This is a genomic window from Nocardioides sp. NPDC047086, from assembly GCF_040643685.1.
Taxonomy (GTDB): Bacteria; Actinomycetota; Actinomycetes; order Propionibacteriales; family Nocardioidaceae; genus Nocardioides.
This window is the reverse complement of sequence record NZ_JBEYUV010000003.1, coordinates 198,606-217,371: the sequence shown is the minus strand read 5'-3', so window position 1 is coordinate 217,371 and position 18,766 is coordinate 198,606. Positions and strand designations below refer to the sequence as shown.

The 18,766-nt window shown below is 70.8% G+C and carries 15 protein-coding genes; 10 read left to right on the top strand and 5 right to left on the bottom strand.

Going from position 1 to position 18,766, the window contains the following annotated elements:
- Positions 1–39: 39 nt before the first annotated feature.
- Positions 40–2,223 carry a DNA methyltransferase gene (locus ABZ796_RS04240; RefSeq protein WP_357334861.1) on the bottom strand — a complete coding sequence of 728 codons (2,184 nt, stop codon included), beginning with the start codon at positions 2,221–2,223 and terminating at the stop codon, positions 40–42.
- Positions 2,224–2,337: 114 nt separating this feature from the next.
- Between ABZ796_RS04240 and ABZ796_RS04235 the strand changes: the two genes are divergently transcribed.
- A complete protein-coding gene (locus ABZ796_RS04235) occupies positions 2,338–3,453 on the top strand; it encodes a glycosyltransferase (RefSeq protein WP_357334859.1) in 1,116 nt (371 codons plus the stop codon).
- Here ABZ796_RS04235 and ABZ796_RS04230 read toward each other — a convergent pair.
- The 3 genes from ABZ796_RS04230 to ABZ796_RS04220 all read right to left on the bottom strand — a co-directional run bounded on the left by ABZ796_RS04230 (position 3,450) and on the right by ABZ796_RS04220 (position 5,800).
- Entirely contained in the window at positions 3,450–4,361 is a 912-nt protein-coding gene (locus tag ABZ796_RS04230; protein WP_357334857.1) for an amidohydrolase family protein, read from the bottom strand. The genes ABZ796_RS04235 and ABZ796_RS04230 overlap by 4 nt on opposite strands.
- An 11-nt stretch (positions 4,362–4,372) precedes the next feature.
- Complete coding sequence (locus tag ABZ796_RS04225) at positions 4,373–5,245, bottom strand: RNase H family protein (RefSeq protein ID WP_357334855.1); 873 nt, start codon at positions 5,243–5,245, stop codon at positions 4,373–4,375.
- A 105-nt stretch (positions 5,246–5,350) separates the two neighbouring features.
- A complete protein-coding gene (locus ABZ796_RS04220; protein ID WP_357334854.1) occupies positions 5,351–5,800 on the bottom strand; it encodes a hypothetical protein in 450 nt (149 codons plus the stop codon).
- A 330-nt stretch (positions 5,801–6,130) separates the two neighbouring features.
- Between ABZ796_RS04220 and ABZ796_RS04215 the strand changes: the two genes are divergently transcribed.
- Entirely contained in the window at positions 6,131–7,057 is a 927-nt protein-coding gene (locus ABZ796_RS04215) for an aldo/keto reductase (protein ID WP_357334852.1), read from the top strand.
- Between the two features lie 9 nt (positions 7,058–7,066).
- On the opposite strand, the gene ABZ796_RS04210 is transcribed toward ABZ796_RS04215, so the two are convergent.
- Complete coding sequence (locus ABZ796_RS04210) at positions 7,067–8,917, bottom strand: AMP-dependent synthetase/ligase (RefSeq protein WP_357334850.1); 1,851 nt, start codon at positions 8,915–8,917, stop codon at positions 7,067–7,069.
- A gap of 181 nt (positions 8,918–9,098) precedes the next feature.
- Between ABZ796_RS04210 and ABZ796_RS04205 the strand changes: the two genes are divergently transcribed.
- From ABZ796_RS04205 to ABZ796_RS04170, 8 genes are all read left to right on the top strand, one after another.
- Positions 9,099–10,274 carry a 4-hydroxybenzoate 3-monooxygenase gene (locus tag ABZ796_RS04205; RefSeq protein WP_357334848.1) on the top strand — a complete coding sequence of 392 codons (1,176 nt, stop codon included), beginning with the start codon at positions 9,099–9,101 and terminating at the stop codon, positions 10,272–10,274.
- A gap of 423 nt (positions 10,275–10,697) precedes the next feature.
- Positions 10,698–11,363, top strand: a complete 666-nt coding sequence (locus ABZ796_RS04200) for a hypothetical protein (RefSeq protein WP_357334846.1) — start codon at positions 10,698–10,700, stop codon at positions 11,361–11,363.
- 94 nt (positions 11,364–11,457) lie between these two features.
- Positions 11,458–12,498 (top strand): diiron oxygenase, encoded by a 1,041-nt coding sequence (locus ABZ796_RS04195; protein WP_357334844.1) that lies wholly within the window; start codon positions 11,458–11,460, stop codon positions 12,496–12,498.
- 52 nt (positions 12,499–12,550) lie between these two features.
- Positions 12,551–14,008, top strand: coding sequence for an NADP-dependent phosphogluconate dehydrogenase (gndA, locus tag ABZ796_RS04190; protein ID WP_357334843.1), 1,458 nt, complete (start codon positions 12,551–12,553; stop codon positions 14,006–14,008).
- 58 nt (positions 14,009–14,066) lie between these two features.
- Positions 14,067–14,822 (top strand): class I SAM-dependent methyltransferase, encoded by a 756-nt coding sequence (locus ABZ796_RS04185; RefSeq protein ID WP_357334841.1) that lies wholly within the window; start codon positions 14,067–14,069, stop codon positions 14,820–14,822.
- Between the two features lie 97 nt (positions 14,823–14,919).
- Positions 14,920–15,369: a MarR family transcriptional regulator gene (locus ABZ796_RS04180; RefSeq protein ID WP_357334839.1), complete on the top strand. Its 450-nt coding sequence runs from the start codon at positions 14,920–14,922 to the stop codon at positions 15,367–15,369.
- A 28-nt stretch (positions 15,370–15,397) separates the two neighbouring features.
- Positions 15,398–17,830, top strand: coding sequence for an MFS transporter (locus tag ABZ796_RS04175; protein WP_357334837.1), 2,433 nt, complete (start codon positions 15,398–15,400; stop codon positions 17,828–17,830).
- Positions 17,831–17,836: 6 nt separating this feature from the next.
- Positions 17,837–18,655, top strand: a complete 819-nt coding sequence (locus ABZ796_RS04170) for a YceI family protein (protein WP_357334836.1) — start codon at positions 17,837–17,839, stop codon at positions 18,653–18,655.
- Positions 18,656–18,766: the final 111 nt, after the last annotated feature.

Here is an 18,766-nt window from a genome sequence, read left to right as displayed (position 1 = left end):
AGTTTCGTCGCCCACATCTGCGTTCTCGGCGCCCGGAACTCACTTCTCGGCCGCCATTTCTGCGGATTCGGCTAGGGCTAGGTTCTGGGCTACCAGGGCGGCCATGAGGGCGCGCTGGCGGGGCGGGGTGAGACCGAAGCCGACCGGCGTCAGGTCGGGGGTGGCCAGGGACTCGTCGATGCCGTGGAGGCGGGCGGTGGCGTGGTTGACGTCGGCGATGGCCTGGCGGAGATCGGTGGTCGCGGGGTCGTGGGTGTCGGGGTCACCGACGAGGTTGAGTACGCCGGTGATGCCGATCCGGCGCTCCTCGCCGACCCGGTCCAGGGCCACGAGGAGCGCGACGCCGGCCGGGCGGAGCGGTCCGAGGTCCGCGGGAAACGGGTAGGTGGCCCGCAGACGCGAGGGGTTGTAGCGGTAGGCGGTGTTCAGCATGGTGCCGCCGGCGCGTACCGCCCAGACGCGGTGGAGGTCGGAGGCCAGGAACGCGTACGCCGCCGCGTCCTGCGTCGGATAGACGACCAGCCCGTTGGAGAAGACGTGGTCGGCGCCGACCAGGACCGGCCACAGGTGCTTGCTGTGCTTGCTGAACGCGATGACGTGCGAGAGCCCGGCGGCGTCGCGGTAGAGCTCGTCGACAGGACTGAGGAAACCCCACCAGCGCTCCTTGAGCTGGGGGTACTTCACGAACTGGCGGCGGCGCTCGGCGCGTACCTTCGACCGCACCCGGCGCGCGAGCGCGCGGTCCTCGGCGAGCTCCTCGAGGCCCAGCTTGCCGACGTCGAGCACGAAACGGGAGGCGGTCGAGCCGCAGGGCGTCACCAGGTCCTCGCCGCTCAGATAGGGCCGCACGGTGCGGCCGAGCGGACCCCGTCCCAGCGCCTCAGCCTCGGCCGGGGTCAGCACGAGCGAGCGCCCGAGCACGATGGTGCCCTGATAGCCGTGCGGCAGCGGGACGTCGAGATCCAGACGTGCCGGCTCCGGGAGCGAGAAGCCGTCCTCGAGCGTCCCGGTGATCGCCGGAACCGAGCGCCCGTCGAGCCACGCGCTCTCGAGCGGCCGGGTGGTGAGCCAGATCTTCGCGAACCTCACGCCCGCCGTCGGCCACGGGGCCGATCGCTCCGCCCGAGCGACCTGCCAGCCGCGGTCCAGGAGCGCGCCGAGGCCGAAGCGAGCGGTGTCCCCCTCGCTGATCGAGTCGGTCGTGATCAGCCCGATCTCGCCGCGGCTGAGGGCGGCGGCCCGGAGCAGGAAGTAGATGACGTAGTCGGCCCGCCTCGTCGTGCCGGCGGCGAGCGTGTGCGCGAGGTAGTCCCTCAGCTCCTGGCCGATCGCGTCCCGCACCCGCTTCACCCCGAGGTAGGGCGGGTTGCCGACCACCGCGTCGAACCCGCCGCGGGCCATCACCTCGGGCGCGGCGAGCGCCCAGTGGATCGGCCGGACGGCGGGAACAGGCAGGCGCCGGCAGCGGCCCAGCGATTCGTACGCCTCGCTCAGCCGTCTCCCCGGCCGACCTCCCAGCGGCAGCGCGACCGCGACCATGGCATCGGCGTAGGCCTTCGGGTCGCTGAGGCCGGAAGGCAGCTCGTCGGCGTCGACGAGCCCGACCAGCGAGTTGCCGCACAGGATCCGGTCGTCGAGGAAGGTCAGCAGGAGCGAGGGGTCCTCGCAGAGCAGCCAGAGGGACAGCTTGGCGATGTCGACCGCGACCGGGTCGATGTCGGCACCGTAGAGGCAGCGAGTGACGATCTCGGCCACGGGCAGCTGGCACGAGGAGGCCAGATAACGGGCGGAGGCGATGAGGAAGACACCGGTCCCGGCGGCGATGTCGACCACGGCCACCTCGGCGGAGGCGACTGGTTCCAGAGCGTGGGCGACGACCTCGTCGGCAAGCTCGGGCGGGGTGTAGTGGGCTCCGTTGTCGCGGCGCGAGGAGACCTCGAGCAGCGCCTCGTAGACGTAACCGATCTCCTCCAGAACCAGATCATCCACTCCGGTCCCGTCCGGGAACAGATAGTTCGACAATAGACGATCCGATGTCGGATGGTCAGCCGCGCGCGACAGCAACCCCGCCGCATCCAGCGCGGCATCGGTGACCCTCATCCCCCGCGCCTCGGCGAAGCCCATCACCACCCGGCGCATCACCGCTGCCACCGCCGAGGGCCCACCGCCCAGCTCGGCAACCGCCGACCGCGCTCGAGTGCGCAGTGCCCGGGGCGTGATCACAGGATGAACCATAGAACGCCCGCAGATTCGGGGAGACGAACCGACGGTGAAGAGTGATGCGCCGGGGTGCCCCCGTTCACCACAACGTCACACCGTGCGTACAGAATCCGGCGCATGTCCATCGACTCGGAGCGGCTCGGGCCCCTCCTTCACATCCGGCCCGGCACGGCCCCCCGCGTGGCGATCATCTCCGCGAGCTACGGCGCGGGCCACAACTCGGCGTCCCGGGAGATCTCGCGAGCACTCGGGGAGGCCGGGTGCGACGTCGAGATCTTCGACTTCGTCGACCTGATGCCCTGGCGGCTCGGACACGGGCTGAAGGTCGGCTACAAGATGCAACTCCAGGTCAGTCCCGACTCGTGGGGCACCACGATGAGTCTGGTCATGCCGGGACGCCCCCTCCACGAGCCGTTCAACCAGTTCCTCCGTCTCTCCACGCGCAACCTCACCGAAGCCGTACGCGGCGCCGATCTGGTCATCTCCACCCACCCGTTCTGCTCTCAGGTCATCGGCCACCTGCGCACCAGCAAGCAGCTCACCGCGCCGGCGATCACCTACCTCACCGACGCCGCCGTCCCGGCGCTGTGGATCAACCCCGGAATGGACCTCAACCTCGCCATCCACGAGGTCGCCGCACGCGAGGCGCGCATGCTCGGCGGCAACGCGGCCGTGGTCCAGCCGCTGGTCCCGCCGGGGGCGGCGTACGTCCCGGGGCGGGTCTTCCCCGACCCCCTCGCGGACCTCGGCCTGGAGGGCCCGCGGGCGCTGGTGACCGGTGGCTCGCTGGGCGCCGGCGCATTGGAGCAGACCGCCCGCGACATCCTCGAGCACAGCGACATGACCCCGGTGGTCCTGTGTGCGACCGATCCCTGTCTCAAGCGCCGCCTGGAGCGGATCCCTGGCGTGGTGGCACTCGGCTGGCGCACCGACGTACGCGCCCTGATGGCGACCAGCGACTGCGTCGTCCAGAACGCCGGCGGCTTCACCTCGCTCGAGGCCCTGGCCTCGGGCACGCCGGTGATCACCTACCGCTCGATCTCCGGCCACGGAGCCGCCAACTCGGCCAACCTGGACCGCGCCGGGCTGATCCCGTGGGCCCGCGACGAGATCGAGCTCGCCAAGCACCTGGTCGTCGCCGCCGAGTCGCCCCGGTTCAACCGGCTCGCACTCGGGGTCCCCGACATCGTCCAGATCCTCACCGACAGCTACGACGAGACCGCGGTGGCCTAGCCGCCCGAGGGCAGTCCGAAGAGCCGCGCGGCGTTCTCGTAGAGCACCCCGCGCGCCCACTCGTCGCCGAGCCCGAGCCCCAGGACGCCGTCGACCGCCTCGAGATAGGGATAGGGGATGTTCGGGAAGTCGCTCCCGAACAGCACCCGCTCCCCCAGCGCCTTCAGCCGCGGCAGCTCCTCGGCCGGGAAGGGCGTCGACGCCTCGGTGAAGGCGGTGAAGGCCATGGTGGTGTCCAGGTGCACGCTGTCGTACTTCTCCACCAGGTCGAGGAAACGCGCGTAGTCCGGCAGCCCCATGTGAGCGACGATCAGCACCAGATCCGGGTAGCGCCCGAGCAGCGTCTCCATGCCGGACGGCCCGGTGAACCGACCCGGGGCGGGACCGTGCCCGGAGTGGATCACCAGCGGCGTACGCGACTGCGAGAGGACGTCCCAGACCGGGTCCAGCAGCGGCGAGTTGGGGTCGTAGTCGCCGACCTGGACGTGCGCCTTGAAGATCCGCGCACCCGCCTCGACGGCCTCGCGCACATAGTCGCCCGCCCCCGGCTCCGGGTAGAACGTCGCCGACTGCAAGCAGTCCGGCTTGTCGGCCGCGAACTCCGCACCCCACTGGTTCAGCCACGCCGCCATGCCCGGCTTGTGCGGATAGGTGAGCGCGGAGAAGTGACGTACGCCGAGGGCCCGCAGCACCCGGAGCCGCTCCTCCTCGGAGTGCCGATAGGCGATCGGCCACGCCCGGCCGGTCAGCGGCCCGGCCGAGTCGAAGTAGGCCCACACCTTGTCGAGCATCCGCTGGGGCAGGAAGTGCGTGTGTACGTCGAAGATGCCGTCCAGGCCCAGGGCATCGAGCCGCGCGCGGAGCTGCGCGGGCTCGTCGGGGGCGATGGTAACCGAAGGAGAATTCACGAGACGGGAATCTACCCAGCGGAAGCGGCGCCCGAAGTCATGGGCGCAGCGAACGTCTCGGCGATCGCCCGCGCCCTCCCGGGCACCTCGTCGGCGGTCAGCCCCCAGGTCCCCTCGGCGAAGCGCCGGGCGAGCTTCGCGAGCGAGTCGGCGCCTTCGTTGAGCGCTTCGCCGACGTGGCCGCGCACCCACTCGAAGGAGAGCCGCTCGGACTCGCGGCACAGGTCGTCGTGCATCCGGGTCAGGCCGGCGAGCTCGGCGCGGTGCTCGGTCTCATAGCCCTTCGGCATGGTCAGCTCGCCACGGAGCCAGTCCTGGATCATCGCGAGCGCGACCCGCGAGTCGGTCCGGATCGTCAGAGTGCGGCGGGGCAGCGCCCGCACCGCCTCCGCGATCGCCTGCAGCTCGGCCAGGACCACCAGCGACTGCGGGTCGCGGATCCGGGCGTTGGGCACCTGCCGGCCGAAGCCGTGCTGACCGTCGCCGGCGAGCCATCCCCAGCCGATGAACCCGCGATGGGCCGAGCCGTCGGTCGCCACCACCAGCGGCGGCAGCGGGCCGGCCCGATGGATCGCCAGCGCCTCCACCGCCTCCGCGCGGATGGCCGCGTCCTCGTCGGCGAACGGCACCACGGTGACGCCCGGGTAGGCGTGCGCGATCTCGTCGGTCAGCATCCAGAATCGCGAGTTGGACGGCAGCGCGACCACGACCTGCACCGGCGCGAGCGACTCCAGCGAGTCGTACGCCGCTCCGACGGCCGCGATGATCGCGTCCTCGGTCCCGCGGGCGCCCAGCGATCCCGCCGCGTGCAGCCCTGGACCGGCCAGAACCCAGTCCCAGCTCTCGGCGTCGCTGCGCTCCTTGACGACGATGAAGCAACGCATCACAGACCTCCTGACCCGCCCGAACAAGTCGCTCTCGACGTTACCGGGCCGCCCCTGAGAAAGAGACCGCGGCGTCAGGATCCGGACACCGCCGACCGGAAGGGATCAGACGAGCCCGAGCTCCCGGGCGCGTACGCCCGCCTGGAACCGGGACGAGGCGCCGAGCGCCTCCATGAGCTCGGCGACGCGGCGCCGGTAGGTGCGTACGCCGAGGCCGAGGGTGCGCGCCGCCGCCTCGTCCTTCACGCCTCGGCCGAGCAGGTCGAGCACCTGCGGCGCGATGTCGCGCAGCTCGGCGATCCGGGCGTCGTAGGCGTCCACCGTGGTCGCCGACCGCCAGGCCGCGTCGAAGAGGGAGGTGACGCCCTGGACCACCTCGGGCTGGGTGACGATGCTGAAGCTGCGTTCGCCCAGCCGCGGGTCACCGGCGAGGATCGCGACCCGGCGGTCGATCAGGATCGTCTCGTTGATCTCGTCGGGCGTGATCCGGATCTGGGCGCCGCGGGTGTCGCGGATCTCGCGCAGATGGGCGGCGGAGACCGGGTCGAGCAGCACGTTGGGCCCGGTAGACCTTCCGCAGCCGCACCTCGGCGCCGTCGCGACCGCACAGCGCGGCCCTGATGCCGGCCTCGGTCCGCGCGGCCGACCGGGTGCGCAGGTCGATCGCGGCACAGGCGATGTCAGTGGCGGCCGCGAACAGGTGCGAGGTGCGTCGCACGAGTTCCTCCTCGCCGCGTACGACGGCGACGGTCCCACCCGCCCGGATCGTCCCCACCGTGTTGGTCACGGCATCGATTCTGCCCCGGCCACCAAGGCGCGAGCGGCGATCGACAACAACCTGCCAAGAGCGTGAGTACGCGGCGCCCGGTCGCGACGCTGGAGAGCATGACGACGAACCACATCACCGCCAGAGCCGCCGGAGCCGCCGGCACCTGGCAGCTCGGCGACAAGCGGATCAACCGGATCGGCTTCGGCGCGATGCGCCTGATCGGCAGCCTGTCCACCCCGGTCGCCCCCGATCGTGAGAACGCGATCGCGGTGCTCCGTCGCGCCGTCGAGCTCGGCGTGAACCACATCGACACCGCGGCGATCTACTTCACCCCGACACGCTCGGCCAACGAGCTGATCGCCACCGCTCTGCAGCCGTACGGCGACGACCTGGTCATCGCGACCAAGGTCGGCCCGACCCCGCGCGGCCGCGACGGTGCCTGGGAGTCCGAGCCCCGACCCGAGCGTCTGCGCGACCAGGTCGAGGAGAACATCCGCCAGCTCGGCCTCGACCACCTCGACCTGGTCAACCTGCGCTGGGGAGCGGGACGCGAGCGCGGCACCGGGTCGATCGCCGACCACTTCGGCGCCCTGCTCGGCCTGCGCGAGGCGGGTCTGGTCGAGCACGTCGGCCTCTCCAACATCGGCTCCGATCAGCTCACCGAGGCGCTCGCGATCGGACCGGTGGCCTGCGTACAGAACCAGTACGGCCTCACCACCCGTCGCGAGGACGACGCCCTGCTGCGGCTGTGCGGCGAGCACGGGGTCGCGTTCGTGCCCTTCAACTCCATCGGCGCCGCCGTCGCCGGCGCGGTCCCGGGAACCACCCCCGACGAGACCGGTCGCGACGTCGTCGAGGCCGTCGCCGAGGCGCACTCCGCCACCCCGTCCCAGGTACGCCTCGCCTGGACCCTCCACCAGGGCCCGCACGTGCTCGCCATCCCCGGCACCGCCGACCCCGCCCACCTCGAGGAGAACATCGCCGCCGGCGCCCTCCGGCTCACCGACGAGGAGGTGGGCCGCCTGGACGCCGTCGCGGGGTAGGCCGTCGGCTCACTCCTGGGCGTAGAGCCCGTCGATGATGTCGGCGTACTTCTTGCTCACCACGCGCCGCTTGAGCTTCAGGGTCGGGGTGAGCTCCTCGGACTCGGCGGTCCACTCCTCGCCGAGCAGCTCGAAGGCCTTGACCTGCTCGGGACGAGACAGCCGGGCGTTGGCGGCCTCGACGGCCTGACCCACCGCACCGCGGATCACCGGGTGCTGGGCCAGCTCGGCCAGCGAGCCGGCCTCGACGCCGAGCTTCTGGGCGACCACGGGAGCGATCTCGCCGTCGAGAGTGAGGACGGCGACGACGTACGAACGACCATCGCCGACCACCATCGCGTGGCCGACGAGCGGGCTCTCCTTGAGGAGGTTCTCGATGTTGGAGGGGGCTATGTTCTTGCCCGCGGAGTTGATGATCATCTCCTTCTTGCGGTCGACGACGCTGAGGAAGCCGTCCTCGTCGAGCGAGCCGATGTCGCCGGTGTGCAGCCAGCCCTCGGCGTCGAGGAGCGCGGCGGTCGCGTCCGGCCGGCCGACGTAACCGGGGGTGGTGATCGGACCGCGGAACAGGATCTCGCCGTCCTCGGCGATGCGGACCTCGATCCCGGGGTGCGCACGGCCCACCGTGCCGAGCCGGAAGCCCTCGGGCCCGTTGGCGGTCGCCGCACCGGTGGTCTCGGTCATCCCGTAGACGTCGTAGACCTTGATCCCCAGCCCGGCGAAGAAGCGGGCCACCTCGATCGGCATCGGTGCGGCCGCGCTGGCGGCCCACTCGACCTTGTCGAGGCCGAGCAGGGCGCGCATCGTGGACAACACCGCCGCGTCGGCCTGCTCGTACTGCGCCTGCAGCTCGGGCGTGGTGGTCTGCCCGGTCTGCTGCGACTCGACGTAGGCCAGCCCGACCGCCATCGCCTTCTCGACGCCCTCCCGCTTGGCGTCGTCGGTCTCGGCGGCGAGCAGCGCGGTGACGCCGGTGCGGATCTTCTCCCACACCCGCGGCACCCCGAAGAAGCTGGTCGGGTGCACCTCCTGGAGGGTGCCGAGCAGCAGCGCGGGGTCCTGGATCAGGTAGACGTGGCCGCCGTTGAACTGCGGGATGTAGAGGCTGAGCACCCGCTCGGCGATGTGGGCGAACGGCAGGTAGGAGACGAGGACGCCGGGCTCCTCGACGCCGGAGGTCGACAGCGAGCTCGTGGTCTCGAAGACGATGTTGCGGTGGGTGAGCACCACTCCCTTGGGCTGCCCGGTCGTGCCCGAGGTGTAGAGCATCGTCACCGTGTCGTCCGGGGTCACCGCGGCGCTGCGCGCGGCCAACTCCTCGCCGACCTCGGCCAGCGCCTCCGCGCCCGAGGCCACGAAGTCGTCCCAGCCGATCGCCCGCGGATCGTCCTCCAGCGTCGTGTCGATGGTGACGATGCGGAGGATCTCCTCGCGCTTGCGCCCGAGCGCCCAGCGGGCGACGTGGTCGTCGGTCTCGAGCACCACGATCCGCGGGTCCGCGTGCTCGGCGACGTAGCCCACCTGGTCGGGTGCGAGGGTGTTGTAGATGCTGATCGGGACACCGCCGGCGAGCACCGCGGCCAGGTCGGCGACGACGTGCTCGATGCGGTTGGCGGCCATGATCGCGACCGACTCACCCGGCTGGAGGCCGGCCGCGATGTAGGCCGCGGCCAGCTCGCGGGCCCGCTGGTGCAGCTCGGCCCACGTCAGTGTGCGCCAGCCTGTGCCGTCGGGGGTGTGCCGGTCGGAGAAGGCCGGCTCGGCGCCGCGTTCGGCGACCACCTCGGCGAGGACGTCGACCATGGTCTGGTCGCCGATCTGGGACTCGAGGGCGGCGCGGTCGGCGAGGACGTCGGGCATCGGGGCGCTCCTTCTGTGGTTTGTGACTGGGGTCACAATCTGGGTGCCTCGACCGTAGGGACCGGTGGGCGTCGACACAAGAGCCCATCCGCGCTACTTGGAAATCCACTGCCCGCCGCGCTTTTCACTCAGTGGAAGAGCGTCCTGGCGGCAGCAGCCCGAACAGGAGTTGACTCACCCCATGGCAGATGAACGTACGCAGGTTGTGATCGTCGGCGCCGGCCCCGCAGGCATGCTGCTGAGCCATCTCCTCGCCGCCGACGGTGTCGACTCGGTCGTGGTCGAGACCCGGTCGGAGGAGTACGTCGCCGCCCGCATCCGCGCCGGCATCCTGGAGCAGTCGAGCGTCGACCTGCTCACCGAGGTCGGTCTCGGCGACCGGCTGGCGCGCGACGCCGACAAGCACCGCGGGATCTACCTGCAGTGGCCCGAGGAGCGCCACCACATCGACTTCGTGGACCTGATCGGCCGGGCGGTCTACGTGTACGGGCAGACCGAGGTGCAGAGGGACCTGATCGACGCCCGCAAGGCGGCGGGACAGGTCGTCCACTACGAGGTCAGCGACACCGCGCTGCACGACATCGAGTCCGACCGGCCCTCGGTCACCTTCACCGACGCCGCCGGGCTCCCCCAGCGGATCCGGGCGGATGTCATCGTCGGCTGCGACGGCTCCTTCGGCCCCAGCCGCGCCGCGATCCCGGCCCGGGAGAGCTGGGACCGCACCTATCCCTACAGCTGGTTCGGCATCCTCGCCGACGTCGCGCCCTCGACCGACGAGCTGATCTACGCCTGGCACCCCGACGGCTTCGCGCTGCACTCGATGCGTTCGGAGAGCGTCTCCCGGTTCTATCTGCAGGTGCCGAACGGCACCGACCCGGCGACCTGGTCCGACGACCAGATCTGGGACGCCCTCGCTGCCAGGCTCGGCCACGGCCAGAACGGCTGGACGCTGCAGCCCGGGCAGATCACCGACCGGTCGGTGCTGCCGATGCGATCCCATGTCTCCACCCCGATGCGCCACGGCCGCCTCTTCCTGGCCGGCGACGCCGCACACATCGTCCCGCCGACCGGAGCCAAGGGTCTCAACCTCGCGGTCGCGGACGTCGCGCTGCTCGCCCCCGCGCTCACCGCGCTGCTCAAGGGCGACTCGCGGCTGGCCGACAGCTACTCCGAGACGGCGCTGCGCCGCGTCTGGCGCTGCACCCACTTCTCGTGGTGGATGACGACGATGCTGCACACCGCCGAGGACCACTTCGACACCCAGCTCCAGCTCTCCCAGCTGCGCTGGGTGACCTCCAGCGAGCACGCCGCCGCGGGTCTCGCGGAGAACTACGCCGGTCTGCCGATCGGCTTCTGACGCAGCGCCCAGAAGACCGGCTCCTACCGAGCCCCAGCGCCCGGTAGGGACGTCCGAAAGGCATCGTCGAGCTCGGTGGCGATGATCGCCGCGGTGGCGGTGAGCGCGTCGACCAGCAGGCGTGCTTCTCGGCTGACCGGTCGGTCCGCGGGCAGCGCAGGTAGGCGAGCCGTTGCGGCGTTGCGGCAAGTGCCGGGTGGCCACAACGTACGACCGCCCGCACCGCTTCGTCGTAGAGCCGGATGTGATGGAGCGCCCCGCGATAGGTTCCGGGATCCACTGACTCAGACATCGTGACCCGTCGCGCGTCGATCGCTGCCACGGTGGCGGGACCGGCTGGTCGGAGCGGACTGACGCCGCCCTGCCACTTGTCCCGCCACCCGATCCATGTTTAGGTAAGCCTTACCTAAACATGGAGGTGTCATGAAGTCGAACCCCCGCATCGCCCGCAGCATCCTGTCCTGCCCCCGCGGGGGCAGCGTGGTGATCGACGGCATCCCCTACTCGATGGAGGAGCTGGAGATGCAGGGCTTCGCCGACGACGGCGGGCGCCCGACCTTCCTGTGCCCACCCGAGCAGCGGATGGCGTACGCCGGGCGCCGCGGCAGCCATGTCGTGCTGGTCCTGCAGGGCACGCTCGGCAACGGCGAGGCGGTCCGCCTGACCGGGACGCTGAGGTGGCTGCGTACGGATGCCTGCACGTGCTGCGAGACGGAGTGGGAGGAGGTCGTCATGGACGTCTCCAACGTCATGCTGGTCCGCCGCAGCGGCGAGGCGATCCCGATCCCCCTCGATGCGTTCACCGACCGCGACCTCGACCTCAACGACGGCGTGCTCCACCGCAACCAGGACCACCTCAACAACCACCACGGCGACGAGCTGCGCGAGGCGGTCGCGACCCGCTCCTACATCCCGGTCGACACCATCCTGGCCGCCCAGATCACCGGCCTGTGCGCCGAGGGCTTCGAGTTCCAGTGGGTCGACGAGGCCGGGGCGCACAGCGCCCGCACCGTCTTCGACTGCCCGGCCCGGACGCCGGAGGACCTCGTCGCAGGCGTCCGGAAGGCCCTCGCCGCCGAGATCTGCTGATCCGGACACACGCCGAACACACGCCGAACCTGTTTCCTGGTACACAAATCCCATGTACCTTGGTGACGTATCAACGTCGTGCAAGGAGGCTCGGATGGTTGTGCAGACACTTCGCTCGATCGGTGGCTACGTGGGTGCCGTCGCCGGCACCCCGGTCCGGATGATCACGCCGACCAGGCCCGTGCCGCGCCGGGAGTACGACGAGACGCTGCGTACGTTGTCGGAGGCGTCCGTCGAGATGTACTTCAACGCCTTCAAGGACGTCGACTGGGACGCACCCGAGATGGCCCTTTCCGAGGACGACGAGCGCTGGATCCTGCCGACGCTCGACCTGCTCGGCGCCCATCCGTGGTACCAGTCGCTGCCCAGGGCCCGGCAGATCGAGGTAGGCCGACACCGCCTCACCGCGATGGTGAAGACCGGCTCCCAGTTCGAGCAGCTGCTCCTCCTCGGCGGCACCCAGTTCCTGATGGGCGTCGACAACGGTGACCCCGAGTTCCGCTACTTCATGCACGAGCTCACCGAGGAGACACACCACATCCAGATGTTCCAGGAGTTCACCAACCGGGTCTGCCCCGACGTCGCGGGCGCACCCGGCTGGCTGATGCGGTCCATCCCGCTCGTGGGCCACCTCGGCGGGCTCTACCCCGCCCTCTTCTTCGCGATCATCCTGGCCGGCGAGGAGCCGATCGACCACGTACAGAAGGAGGCCATGCGCGCCGGCGGAACCCATCCGCTCCTGGACCAGATCATGGCCATCCACATCGCCGAGGAGGCGCGCCACATCGGCTTCGCGCACGCCTGGCTCGAGGAGCACGCCCCCTCGCTCAACCCGGTCTCACGCCTTGCCCTCGGCATCCTCACCCCGCTCGCGATGCGCCTGGGCTCGGACGCGATCATCATCCCCTCGCGCGCCGACCGGGAGCTCATGGGCCTCCCCGACTCGGTCGTCCGCGAGGTCTGGGGCAACGGTGCCGAAGCTGCCGCGTTCCGCCGCCATCTCTTCGCCGATGTCCGGATGCTCTTCGACAACCTCGGGCTGCGTACGCCGCTGACGCGGTGGTCCTGGCGGGTTCTCGGGGTGGATGGACGGCCGGCGCGCTTCCGCGCAGAGCCACCCACCGCCGCCGCCTGAGCTGCTTGACGGGCAGAGTTGAATGGCATCACCGACTCACATGAGGAGCACGATGCCGAACAACGACAATGGCCGCGCGAACATCGGCGTGGTGGGCCTGGCCGTGATGGGGTCCAACCTGGCCCGCAACCTCGCCTCGCGCGAGGGCAACACGGTGGCGGTCTACAACCGCACCTACGCCCGCACCGAGGAGCTCGTCACCGAGCATCCCGAGGCCGGTTTCCTCGCCTCCGAGACGATCGACGACTTCGTGGCGACGCTGGCCAAGCCGCGTACGGCGATCGTCATGGTCCAGGCCGGGGCGGGGACCGATGCGGTGATCGAGCAGCTGGCCGAGCGGTTCGAGCCGGGCGACATCATCGTCGACGGCGGCAACGCCAACTTCAACGACACCATCCGCCGCGAGCGCGAGCTGCGCGAGCGGGGTCTGAACTTCGTCGGCACCGGCATCTCCGGCGGCGAGGAGGGTGCGCTCAACGGCCCCTCGATCATGCCCGGCGGCTCGGCCGAGGCCTGGGAGACGCTCGGCCCGATCCTCAAGAGCATCGCCGCGGTCGCCGAGGGCGAGCCGTGCGTGACCCATGTCGGCACCGACGGCGCCGGCCACTTCGTGAAGATGGTCCACAACGGCATCGAGTACGCCGACATGCAGCTGATCGCGGAGGCCTACGACCTCCTCCGGCGGGTCGGCGGGCTCGCGGTCGAGCAGCTCGTGGACGTCTTCAAGGACTGGAACACCGGTGACCTGGAGTCCTACCTGATCGAGATCACCGCGGAGGTGCTCGCCCAGACCGACGCCGAGACCGGCTCGCCGCTCGTGGACGTCATCCTCGACGAGGCCGGCTCGAAGGGCACCGGCGTCTGGACGGTGCAGAATGCGCTCGGCCTCGGCATCCCGGTCTCCGGCATCGGCGAGGCCGTCTTCGCCCGGGCGGTCTCCTCCAAGCCGGCCCAGCGCGGTGCGGTGCGGGCCTCGGTGACCAGCCGCCCGAAGGCACCAGCGGTCCCCGACACGTTCGTCGAGGACGTACGCGCGGCTCTCTATGCCTCGAAGGTCGTCGCCTACGCGCAGGGGTTCGACCTGATCGTGGCCGGGGCGAAGGAGTACGGCTGGGACATCGACCTCGGTGCGCTCGCCAAGATCTGGAGGGCCGGCTGCATCATCCGCGCCCGGTTCCTCAACCGGATCGTGGACGCCTACGCGAGCAGGCCCGACCTGGAGACGCTGCTGGTCGACCCCTACTTCGCCGACGCGGTCGCCTCCGGCGAGGAGGCGTGGCGGCGCGTCGTCGGGATCGCGGCCGCCGCCGGCGTACCCGCACCGGGGATCTCCTCGGCGCTCGCCTACTTCGACTCGCTCGCCGCCGACCGGCTCCCGGCAGCGCTCATCCAGGGCCAGCGGGACTTCTTCGGCGCGCACACCTACAAGCGCGTCGACAAGGACGGCACCTTCCACACGCTGTGGTCCGATGACCGCTCGGAGATCGCGACGACGCCCTCGACGCACTAGGCGGGAGATACCGAACTTGGGTCTGTCGGCCCAGCGAACGGCGGTCCTAGCCTGAAGCATGGGGTTCGATGTCGCCGCGGAGAGGTATGCCCGTTTCATGGGCCGCTACGCCGAACCGCTCGCACCCCACTTCGCCGACTTCGCCCGGGTCAGCATGGGTCAGCGGGTGCTCGACGTGGGCTGCGGCCCCGGCACGCTCACCCGCCATCTGGTGACGCTCACCGAGGCCCATCTGGTGGCCGCCATCGACCCCTCGCCACCGTTCATCGAGGCGGTCGCGCGACAGTTGGCCAGGGTTGATGTGCACACCGGCGTGGCCGAGGCGCTCCCGTTCGACGACAACTGGTTCGACGCCTCGCTGGCCCAGCTCGTCGTGCATTTCATGACCGACCCCGAGGCCGGGATCAAGGAGATGGTCCGGGTCACCCGGCCCGGCGGCACCGTCGCGGCGTGCGTCTGGGACGGCGACACCGGCGCCGTCGCGCCGTTCTGGGCCTGCGTGCACGAGATCGACCCGGAGGCCGAGGACGAGGCCCTTCTCGCCGGCTCCCGGCTGGGCGACCTGGAGAAGCTGTTCAAGAAGGTCGGCCTCCGCAAGGTCGAGCCCAGCGGCCTGGTCGTCCGCGTCACGCATCCCACGTTCGAGGACTGGTGGGACCCGTACACCTTCGGCGTCGGGCCGGCGGGCGACTACGTGAGCTCCCTCGACGACGCCGGTCGCTCGGCGCTCGAGGAGGTCGCTCGGCGCCGGTTCGGCAACGGCCCGTTCACCGTGACCGCGACGGCCTGGGCGGCCCGCGGCACGGTCGCCTAGCTCACCCGACGGCTCTGCGCGCGACCGGCGTGGCAATTTGCATCGTTCTCCTATCCTCAATAAGGTTGTAAAAGTCAACCAATCAGAGGGAGTGACGATGGCGCAGGCGACCTACCGCGAGCTGATGCACCGACTCAGCGAGGTCGGGGCCGTCAAGAAGGGCCTGGCCCGCAACCTCCCGCCCGACCTGCCGGCCGGCTCGGCGGGCGTGCTGGGTCTGCTGAGCCAGCGCGGCGAGATGACCATCAGCGAGCTCACCGATCTGCTCGCCGTCGACATCTCGGTGACCAGCCGCCACGTCTCGTACCTCGCCGACCAGGGCTGGCTCGAGCGCTCCCCCAACCCGGCGGACGGGCGCTCGCGCCTGCTGCGTCTGACCGACACCGGACGCGACCTGCTCGCCGGGTTCTCCGACCACATCGCCGAGCTGCTCGCCGAGCGGCTCAGCGACTGGAGCGACGAGGAGGTGCATGAGCTGATCCGGCTCATGGCCAAGCTGCACGACAGCCTCGTCTGCCCCACGCACACCACCCACGTACGCAACTAAGACTCTGCTCAACTCAGAAGGGAAGTCCATGGCAACGACCACAGCCGAACGGACTCACGCCAGGCCACCGGAAGCATCCGGCCAGGGCCAGATGTCGCACCGCGAGATCATGGAGGCGCTCTCGGGTCTGCTGCTCGGCATGTTCGTGGCGATGATCTCCTCCACGATCGTCTCCAACGCCCTGCCCGAGATCATCGCCGACATCGGCGGCGGGCAGTCGGCCTACACCTGGGTGGTCACCGCCTCCCTGCTGACCATGACGGCGACCACCCCGCTGTGGGGCAAGATGGCCGACCTGTTCAGCAAGAAGCTGCTCATGCAGATCGCACTGGTCCTCTTCGTGGCGGCCTCGGCCGTCGCCGGCCTCGCCCAGAACCCGGGCGAGCTGATCGCCGCGCGGGCGGTCCAGGGCATCGGCATGGGCGGTCTGACCGCCCTGGCCCAGATCATCATGGCGGCGATGATCTCGCCGCGTGAGCGGGGCCGCTACTCGGGCTACCTCGGCGCTGTCTTCGCGGTCGCCACCGTCGGCGGCCCGCTGATCGGCGGGGTCATCACCGACGCCGACTCGCTCGGCTGGCGCTGGTGCTTCTACGTCGGCATCCCGTTCGCGATCGTCGCCTTCATCGTGCTGCAGAAGACCCTGCACCTGCCCGTGGTCAGGCGCGAGGGCGTCAAGGTCGACTGGGCCGGCGCGTTCTTCATGGCGGCCGGCGTCTCGCTGCTGCTCATCTGGGTCACCTTCGCCGGCGACAAGTACGACTGGGCCTCCTGGGAGACCGCGGCCATGGTCGGCGGCTCCGTGCTGCTCCTGCTGATCTTCGTCCTCGTCGAGTCCCGGGCCAAGGAGCCGATCATCCCGCTGCGGCTCTTCGCCAACCGGACGATCACGCTCTCCTCGCTCGCCTCGCTCTTCGTCGGTGTCGCGATGTTCGCCGGCACGATCTTCTTCAGCCAGTACTTCCAGCTCGCCCGCGACAAGTCGCCGACGATGGCCGGCGTGATGACGATCCCGATGATCGCCGGACTGTTCCTCTCCTCGACGATCTCCGGCCAGGTCATCACCCGCACCGGGAAGTGGAAGGCCTGGCTGGTCGTCGGTGCCGCCCTCATCGTCGGTGGGCTGGGCCTGCTCGGCACGATCCGCTACGACACCGAGTACTGGCACGTCGCGGTCTTCATGGCGATCCTCGGTCTCGGCGTCGGTATGACGATGCAGAACCTGGTCCTCTCCACGCAGAACCAGGTCGCGCCCGCCGATCTCGGTGCGGCCAGCTCCATGGTGACGTTCTTCCGCAGCCTCGGCGGCGCGATGGGTGTCTCCGCACTCGGCGCGCTGATGGCCCACCGGATCACGGGCTACGTCGAGGACGGCGTCGCCGACCTCGGTCCGAGGTATGCGGCCCTGGCCCAGGGCACCTCGGGCGAGATCCCGGACATGGACAAGGTCCCCGAGCCGCTGCGGTCGGTGCTGGAGAGCGCCTACGGCCACGGCATCGCCGACATCTTCCTGGTCGCCGCCGGCGCAGCCGTCCTCGCGCTGCTGTTCGTGCTGTTCATCAAGGAGGTCCCGCTGAAGACCAAGGGCGGGCTCGCCCAGGCCGCCGAGGAGGCTGCCGGGATCGACGGGCCTGCGGCGGTCGCCGAGGCCGTCGCCGGCGTACCCGAGCAGCACGCCGCCGCGCCCGCGCCGGTCGCCAACGGGATCGCGCTGCACGGCTTCGTCCGCGGCTCCGGGAGCATCCCGATCCCGCACGCCGCGGTCACGCTGATCTCGCTGTCGGGGCGCCAGCTCGGCCGCTCGGTCGCCCACGCCGACGGCTCCTACGCGGTCGACGCACCGGGGTCGGGGACGTACGTCCTGATCGCGTCGGCCGACGGCTTCCAGCCGCAGGCCTCCACGGTGGTCGTGGGCGGTGAGCCGGTGGCGTACGACCTCCTGCTCAGCGGCACCACCGGCCTCAAGGGCATCGTGCGCGGCGGCGAGGACGGCGCGCCCGTCAAGGACGCGATGGTGATCGTGACCGACGTACGCGGCGACCTGCTCTCCACCGGCACGACCGTCGCGGACGGCACCTTCTTCATCGACGAGCTGGTCCCGGGACCGGCGACGGTGGCGGTCAACGCCGAGGGCTACCGCCCGCGTGCGGTGCCGATCGAGATCGGCGCCACCGGCCTGACCCGGGTCGAGGTCGAGATGGTCACCGGGGCCCGCCTGACCGGTGTCGTCAAGTCGGCCGTCGGGCCGCTCGCCGACGCTCGGGTGACGCTGGTCGACGCGGCCGGCAACGTGGCCGGGACCGCGGCGACCGGCGCGGACGGGGCCTACGCGTTCGCCGACCTGGACAGCGGCGAATACACGGTCCTGGCGACCAGCTACCCGCCGGCGGCCAGCGCGGTGAGCCTGACCGGCCACGGCGTCGACGGCCACGAGATCGTCCTCTCCCACCCCGAGGACTGATCCGCGATGGCACTGACCGCACAGATCCGCACCCGCGACGGCTGGGCCGTGGCGCACGCGGTCGTCACCCTCACCGACACGGCCGGCGGTCAGGTGCTGCGCGCCGAGGCCGACGAGGACGGTGTCGTCACCGACGACACCGTCCTCGCCCCCGGGCCGTACGTCGCGATCATCACCGCGATCGGCTGGTCCCCCACCGCGGCGACCGCGATCGTCACGGCCTCGGGAACGGCTGCGCTCGGCACCGTCACGCTGACCCGTCAGGGCGACACGTCGCTCCCGGCCCCCGGCCCGTGGACGATCGACCCGGCCCACTCCACCGTCGGCGCCGTCGCGCAGCACCTGGGCATCTCCAGCGTGCGTGGCCGGTTCACCGACTTCGCCGGGGTCGTCGAGATCGCACCGGACCATCTGGAGAAGTCACGCGTCGAGGCCGTCATCCGTGCCGGCTCGATCGACACCGGCAACCGCATGCGCGACGACCACCTCCGCACCGGTGACTTCCTCGACGTCGAGGCGTTCCCCGAGATCGTCTACCGGTCCACCGGCCTCACCCCGGCCGGCTCGGACCGCTGGACCGTCCACGGCGAGCTCGCCATGCACGGCCAGACCCGCCCCGTCGACCTCGACGTCGCCTACCTCGGCACCGGCCCGGACGCCTGGGGCGGCACCCGCGCCGCCTTCCGCGCCACCGCCCAGCTGCGCCGCGACGACTTCGCGATGAACTACAACCAGGCCGTCGCCACCGGCATCGCCGCCATCGGCACCACCCTCAAGGTCGAGCTGGACATCCAGGCCGTCCAGGGCGACTCGCTCCCCACCTGAGCCGAGGCGTCAGCCCGGTCGGGCGAGGCGTCAGCCCGGTCGGGCGTCCGCCGCAGGAACGCATAGGCCTCGTGCATGGCCTCGCCGTCCTCGCGACCGACGTAGCCGGAT

Excerpts from the sequence above, each read along its gene's own strand:
- ABZ796_RS04235 (WP_357334859.1), top strand. The coding sequence starts at position 2,338 with ATGTCCATCGACTCGGAGCGGCTCGGGCCCCTCCTTCACATCCGGCCC.
- ABZ796_RS04225 (WP_357334855.1), bottom strand. The coding sequence starts at position 5,245 with ATGCGTTGCTTCATCGTCGTCAAGGAGCGCAGCGACGCCGAGAGCTGG.
- ABZ796_RS04215 (WP_357334852.1), top strand. The coding sequence starts at position 6,131 with ATGACGACGAACCACATCACCGCCAGAGCCGCCGGAGCCGCCGGCACC.
- ABZ796_RS04210 (WP_357334850.1), bottom strand. The coding sequence starts at position 8,917 with ATGCCCGACGTCCTCGCCGACCGCGCCGCCCTCGAGTCCCAGATCGGC.
- ABZ796_RS04205 (WP_357334848.1), top strand. The coding sequence starts at position 9,099 with ATGGCAGATGAACGTACGCAGGTTGTGATCGTCGGCGCCGGCCCCGCA.
- ABZ796_RS04200 (WP_357334846.1), top strand. The coding sequence starts at position 10,698 with ATGAAGTCGAACCCCCGCATCGCCCGCAGCATCCTGTCCTGCCCCCGC.
- ABZ796_RS04195 (WP_357334844.1), top strand. The coding sequence starts at position 11,458 with ATGGTTGTGCAGACACTTCGCTCGATCGGTGGCTACGTGGGTGCCGTC.
- gndA (WP_357334843.1), top strand. The coding sequence starts at position 12,551 with ATGCCGAACAACGACAATGGCCGCGCGAACATCGGCGTGGTGGGCCTG.
- ABZ796_RS04185 (WP_357334841.1), top strand. The coding sequence starts at position 14,067 with ATGGGGTTCGATGTCGCCGCGGAGAGGTATGCCCGTTTCATGGGCCGC.
- ABZ796_RS04180 (WP_357334839.1), top strand. The coding sequence starts at position 14,920 with ATGGCGCAGGCGACCTACCGCGAGCTGATGCACCGACTCAGCGAGGTC.
- ABZ796_RS04175 (WP_357334837.1), top strand. The coding sequence starts at position 15,398 with ATGGCAACGACCACAGCCGAACGGACTCACGCCAGGCCACCGGAAGCA.
- ABZ796_RS04170 (WP_357334836.1), top strand. The coding sequence starts at position 17,837 with ATGGCACTGACCGCACAGATCCGCACCCGCGACGGCTGGGCCGTGGCG.